Below are 6,105 nucleotides of genomic sequence, written 5' to 3'. Positions count from 1 at the left end.
TAAGAGCTTTGTTTGCCCTAATTGCGGTTATGACATACCGCGAGATTTTAATGGAGCTTTGGGGATTTTCCTCAAGGCAATGTGGGATACCACCTTTATCAACTCAGTTGGTAATGTTGTACTGGACATTCACGATATCTCAGATGTCAGGGAATGTCTCGGTTAAAAGTATCAGATGATTCAAAAAGAAGTAGGGGATCTTTAAATTAAGATTATGAGTAAAATTGCTTATCTTCAATGTCCTACGGGTATTTCTGGGGATATGTTTCTCGGTGCTTTGGTCAGTTTAGGTGTACCTTTAGATTATTTATCTGAGAAACTGAATGCTTTGGGTATTGCTTCAGAGTATAAACTACGCGCTGAATCTGTTCACCGTCGTAGTCAAGTAACTACTCAGGTTTTTGTTGACTTAGTGCACCATCACCACCATGATCATCATCATGGCCGACATTTGCCCGAAATTGAGGAAATGATTATTAATGCTAATTTACCAGCAAGGGTGGAGTGTTGGAGTTTAGCTGTTTTCCGCCAGTTGGCTGTGGCAGAAGGGGCTGTTCATGGCATTTCACCTCAAAAAGTTCATTTTCATGAGGTGGGGGCTATAGATGCGATTGTGGACATGGTAGGTGTTTGTTTGGGTTTGGATTGGTTGGGTATTGATATTGATGCTCAAGGTTGGCCTTTGTTGTATTGTTCTGCTTTACCAACGGGAGGCGGTACTGTACGTGCTGCTCATGGGGTGATGGCTGTACCTGTTCCTGCTGTGCTGAAGTTGTGGGAGATGCGCGGTTGTCCTGTTTATAGTAATGGTATTGATAAGGAATTAGTAACACCAACGGGAGCAGCGATCGCTACTACTTTAGTCAGAAATTTTGGTGATCCTCCACCAATGACTGTCAAAAAGGTAGGTTTAGGTGCAGGTTCTTTGGATTTATCTATCCCTAATATATTACGTCTTTGGTATGGTGAAAGTTCATCTAATTCTCCTTTAGAAAATACGGAAGATATTGAAGATGTTACTGTTTTAAAAACCCAAATAGATGATTTAAACCCGCAAGCTATTGGTTATATTTTTGATGCTTTATTTGCTGCTGGTGCACTAGATGTTTTTACTCAACCTATTGGGATGAAAAAATCGCGTCCGGGTATTTTATTAACTGTTATTTGTCATATTGAAAAGGTTGAGGTTTGCGAAAATATCCTATTTCGAGAAACTACTACTTTGGGTATTCGTCGTAATAGGGAAAAACGTCGTATTTTACAAAGAAAATTTGAGGAAGTTGTGACTAATTATGGTACTGTGCGCGTAAAAGTTGCTAGATATGCTAATAGTGTAGATGTGATTAATGTACATCCAGAATATGAAGATTGTGCAATTTTAGCACGGGAACATAATTTACCTTTACGAGAAGTACAAAGAATGGTTTTAGAAGTTTGGTATAAAGATCAAGGTATCTGAAATAAAATGAAGAAGTTTTTACGTTGGTTTATTTTGGGTATAACTCTGTTTTTCTTAGTAAGAACTTTTCAGGATAATTGGTTACAGATTAGTAATATTCACATTGGTCAAAGGGGATGGTTAATGTTGATATTAGCTAATTTTATTACTTTATTGGCTCATATTTGGGCAGGTTATGTTTGGACTTTAATATTAACAGCTTTTGGCGAAAATGTTCCGACTTTTGAATTTATTTGTGTTTATTTAAAAACTAATGTTGCTAAATATTTACCTGGCAATATTTGGCACTATTATGGTAGAGTTATGGCTGCTAAAAATGCTAATGTTGCTACGGAAGTTGCTACTGTCAGTGTTTTGTTAGAACCTTTAATGATGTTAGCGTCTGCGGTAATTTTGATTATTATATTTTCTGGGAATTTAGTTATTAGTAGCTGGAATTATGGGGTAATATTTCTACAATGTTTATTGTTGTTTGTGGTATTATTTACTATTCATCCTCGATGTTTAAATTGGTTAATTAAGTTTTTAAATAGTTGGAAGAATAGAAAAAAACAAAAAAATCAAATATATTCTTTAGAAAATAATTCTGATATTATTAATAGTTATCCGTTGATCCCGTTATTAGGAGAATTAGTATTTTTAGGGTTACGGGGAACTGGTTTTATTATGACAATTTCCGCTTTAAGTTCTTTAAGTTGGGAACAAATACCGTTATTATTTGGCGCTTTTACCTGTGCTTGGGTATTAGGTTTGGTTATTCCTGGTGCGCCTAGTGGTTTGGGTGTTTTTGAAACTACGGCTATTTTGCTGTTACAATCTAAATGGGAGATGGCCTTGATTATTAGTGCGATCGCTTTATATCGTCTTATCAGTATTTTAGCGGAAATTATTGGTGCTGCGATCGCTACATTAATAATTGATAATTGATAATTGATAATTGATAATTGATACTCCTGTTTTACAATTTCTAAACTCTACCGCTGCTTTGTGGAAAGCGATCCCACAGTTACAGTTATTTCTGATTAGAAATTCTACAAGACACTACACACTATCGGATAACCGATGGGTGATCTTAGCGAAAATAATACCTTGGACAGAATTTGAATCGGAATATGCAGCCATATTTAAAGAAGAAATAGGTGCTGCTTTTTAGATAGGCTTGTATGGCTCTAGTTGAATAGCTGTCATGAATTAGTGCCAAGAATTGGTTTTTTTTAATGATGGTTTTGGTTCGCAATAAGCAATTTTCATCAAGTTTATTCTCAACTCTTTCAGCAAGCTCTACTTGTTTTTATTATTAGATATTAGCCTGTTGTCTTTGATATAATGACCAATACAAACCTTTTTGTTGTAATAATTCTGTATGTGTACCTCTTTCGGCGATTATACCTTTTTCCATGACTAATATTAAATCAGCACGTTTTAACGGTGCAAAACGATGAGCGATTAAGAAGACAGTGCGATCGCTAGAGACTTTTTGAAGATTTTGTAATACTTGTTGTTCAGTTTCACTATCTAAAGCACTGGTAGCTTCATCTAATATTAAAATAGGTGCAGAGGAAAGAAATAAACGTGCTAATGCTATCCTTTGTCTTTGTCCTCCTGATAATGCTGTACCACGTTCTCCGACATTATTTTCATAACCATAAGGTAGTTGACTAATAAAATCATGTGCCACTGCCAGTCTAGCAGCTTCTACTACTTGTTGAGCAGTAATTTCTGGGTTTCCTAAAGAGATATTTTCCGCAATTGAACCATTAAATAAAAAATCTTCTTGTAGCACTACTCCTATTTGTTGTCTTAATGATACCAAGTCACAACTTTTGATATCAAAACCATCAATTAATATTCTTCCAGATTCAATTTGATAGAGACGTTGCAATAATTTAGAAAGGGTACTTTTACCTGATCCACTACGTCCAACTATACCAATAAATTGACCAGGTTTTGCATGAAAAGAAATACCTTTTAAAATTGGTTCTGTATGGGCATTATATCGAAAAAATACTTTTTCAAAATTAATTTCTCCTTGCAATTGTGGTAATACTAAACCTGTACCATTTTCTGTTTCTGGTGCAGCATTTAAAATATCACCAATTCTGTCTACAGATAATAAAACTTGTTGCAGATTTTGCCACAATTGTACAAGTCTTAATAATGGTGCTGTCACTTTTCCTGATAACATTTGAAAAGCGATTAATTGCCCGATAGTCAGTTGATGATCAATAACTAACCTTGCACCAAACCATAAGATTAATAATGTAGAAAAATTAGTTAAAAAGTCACCAATATTACTACTGATATTTGATGTAGTTGATGCTTTAAAACTAGTTCTGATAAATCTCGCAAATAAACCTTCCCAACGCTGTCTAGCTATGGGTTCTGCTGCATGAGCTTTCACAGAATGAATGCCAGTAATTGTCTCAACTAAAAATGATTGACTGTCAGCACTGCGGTTAAAAGTTTGATTTAACCAGTTTCTTAAAATGGGGGTAGAAATAATTGTTAAAATAGCAAATAATGGTAATACAGCTAAAGCTACTAAGGTGAGAATTATGTTATAATAAAACATCAATCCTAAGTAAACAACAGCGAAAATACTATCAAGAATTACCGTTAAAGCTGTACCTGTGAGAAATTGGCGAATCTGCTCTAATTCCTGGACTCTAGCTACCGTATCTCCCACACGACGAGATTCAAAATAAGCTAAAGGTAAACGCATTAAATGACGAAATAATTGAGCAGATAAACTCAAATCTAAACGTCTAGCAGTATGGGTAAATATAAATAGTCTGAGAACTCCTAAAATTGATTCAAAAGTAGCAACTAAAAGGAGGGCAATGGCCATCACATCCAGAGTAGCTAAACTCTCTTGTACCATGACTTTATCAATAATCACTTGGGTAATTAAAGGAGAAGATAAACCCAAAATTTGTAAAGTCAAAGAAGCTAATAAAACTTCTCCTAATAACCTACGATATTGCCAAACTGCGGGAAGAAACCAAGATAAATTAAACTTTTCTTGTTGAGAAGTAATTTCTGCTTGCCATAATGTACCATCCCAGCAATTTTCTACCTGAGATTGTGATAAATATTCACATTCAAAATGCAAAGGGTTGGCAATAATTAAACATTGATTTTTCATCCCATAAGCTACAACCCAACTACTAGCAGATGGAGATTTCCATAATAATAATACAGGAAAGGATAATTGCTGTAAATCACACCAATTTACCTGCAATTTTCGCAGTATTAAACCTAATTTTTCTCCTGCTTCTACAAGATTTTTAGGAGTTTCCCCTCGTAATTGACGTTGTACCCATGCTAATGGCACGGGATTTTGTAAATATTGTGCTACCATTGCTAAACAAGCTGCACCTGTATTTTCACTGTGAATCACAGGATAATTAGAAATAATTGGTTTTGAGAGAGTTTCTACAGTGGAAGAATTATCAATAATATCACTTTCTTGATCTGTAATTTTTAGCCCCATCCAAAATTGATTAATTTGCCCATTATCCAGATTTTTCCACAGTGTAGCATCCCAATAAACTACAGCCACATCTTTACTAGCAGCTACAGCTTTACAACCTATAAATAATTGTTGACAGTCTCCAAACCAATCTCCTGCTGATAAAGTAGTAACAGGTTGATTTGCGTCAGTTTTTCGCAATCTAACCTTACCAGATACAATTAAGTATTGATAACCTAATTGATCATTAATAACTTGAGAAACCCAAATTTTATCACCAATTTGATATTCATGAACTTCTGCTTTATCTTTAAATTGATGTTGTTGTTCTTCTGTTAACCAACAAAAGGGTTCTTTTTGCCAATTAATGTTTAAAAACTGATTTTTTAGGGATGTTAATTCACTTGTATTTTCACTGTTAAACTCTGAATTTTCTCGGTTAACCATTTTTCAAATAACTCATTTTGTAGGGATTTTTGTAGTTGCGGATCTTCTAAAGATGCTGATAAGATTTGTTCTAATCTAAATAATGCAAAACGTCCATCCATGTCCAATGGACCAATTAATTCTCCTGGGTTAGAAACATCTACCGCAGCGCGTAAAATATCTGGCAAAGTTCCTCTGCTAATAGGTCCCATCATTCCATTAAATATCCGTTCATCAGCTAAAGAATACTCTTTTGCTAATTGTTCAAAGCTAGATCCTTCTTCGATTTGGGTTTTTAATTCTTCAGCTAATTCCTGGTTACTGACTAAAATGCGAGAGAGAATAACCCTATCTAAGTAAATTTTTCTGTCAATGAAATATTCTGGTAATTTTGGTTCTGTGAGGATTTGTTTTAATTTTTCTAGTTGAAAAGTAAAACTAATCGTCTTATGAAATGTTTGATAATCTGTACCATTACTGTTCAACCATTCTTGAAAGTTATCTTGATCATTTAACTGATTTTTTAAGCGAAAATCAATAATTGTTTGTTCGGTTAAAGCAGAATTATTATCAATATCTGTTCTATTTTTTAGCTCTTCCTCAATGACGTACTGACGCAAAACATCACTGATAAAGTTCGCTAGTTTACCAGATATTTGTAAATAAGTAATTACTTGAGATAAACTAATTGTTTGATCATTAACTGTCAGAAAAGATGAAGATTCCATGAAATTAATTTTAAATCCAT

4 protein-coding genes are annotated in these 6,105 nt (G+C 34.3%); 2 read left to right on the top strand and 2 right to left on the bottom strand.

The features are described from left to right. The first annotated feature begins 214 nt into the window (after positions 1-214). Positions 215-1,459 (top strand): nickel pincer cofactor biosynthesis protein LarC, encoded by a 1,245-nt coding sequence (gene larC / locus H6F32_RS10540; protein WP_190369284.1) that lies wholly within the window; start codon positions 215-217, stop codon positions 1,457-1,459. A gap of 6 nt (positions 1,460-1,465) precedes the next feature. Beyond that, positions 1,466-2,386 carry a lysylphosphatidylglycerol synthase domain-containing protein gene (locus H6F32_RS10535; RefSeq protein ID WP_190369283.1) on the top strand — a complete coding sequence of 307 codons (921 nt, stop codon included), beginning with the start codon at positions 1,466-1,468 and terminating at the stop codon, positions 2,384-2,386. Between the two features lie 370 nt (positions 2,387-2,756). Here the strand turns inward: H6F32_RS10535 and H6F32_RS10530 are convergent, their stop codons facing one another. Both H6F32_RS10530 and H6F32_RS10525 read right to left on the bottom strand, forming a co-directional pair. Continuing rightward, entirely contained in the window at positions 2,757-5,378 is a 2,622-nt protein-coding gene (locus tag H6F32_RS10530) for a type I secretion system permease/ATPase (RefSeq protein WP_190369282.1), read from the bottom strand. Continuing rightward, the gene (locus H6F32_RS10525) at positions 5,327-6,085 is read right to left on the bottom strand and encodes a peptidylprolyl isomerase (RefSeq protein WP_190369281.1); all 759 of its coding nucleotides are present in this window, start codon (positions 6,083-6,085) and stop codon (positions 5,327-5,329) included. The genes H6F32_RS10530 and H6F32_RS10525 overlap by 52 nt, the downstream gene beginning before the upstream one ends. Positions 6,086-6,105: the final 20 nt, after the last annotated feature.

The sequence above is a fragment of the Anabaena sp. FACHB-1237 genome (genome assembly GCF_014696225.1).
GTDB lineage: Bacteria > Cyanobacteriota > Cyanobacteriia > Cyanobacteriales > Nostocaceae > FACHB-1237.
This window is presented reverse-complemented; position numbering and strand designations above follow the sequence as displayed.

Coding starts and splice junctions, on each gene's coding strand:
- H6F32_RS10535 (WP_190369283.1), top strand. CDS start 1,466: ATGAAGAAGTTTTTACGTTGGTTTATTTTGGGTATAACTCTGTTTTTC.
- larC (WP_190369284.1), top strand. CDS start 215: ATGAGTAAAATTGCTTATCTTCAATGTCCTACGGGTATTTCTGGGGAT.
- H6F32_RS10530 (WP_190369282.1), bottom strand. CDS start 5,378: ATGGTTAACCGAGAAAATTCAGAGTTTAACAGTGAAAATACAAGTGAA.
- H6F32_RS10525 (WP_190369281.1), bottom strand. CDS start 6,085: ATGGAATCTTCATCTTTTCTGACAGTTAATGATCAAACAATTAGTTTA.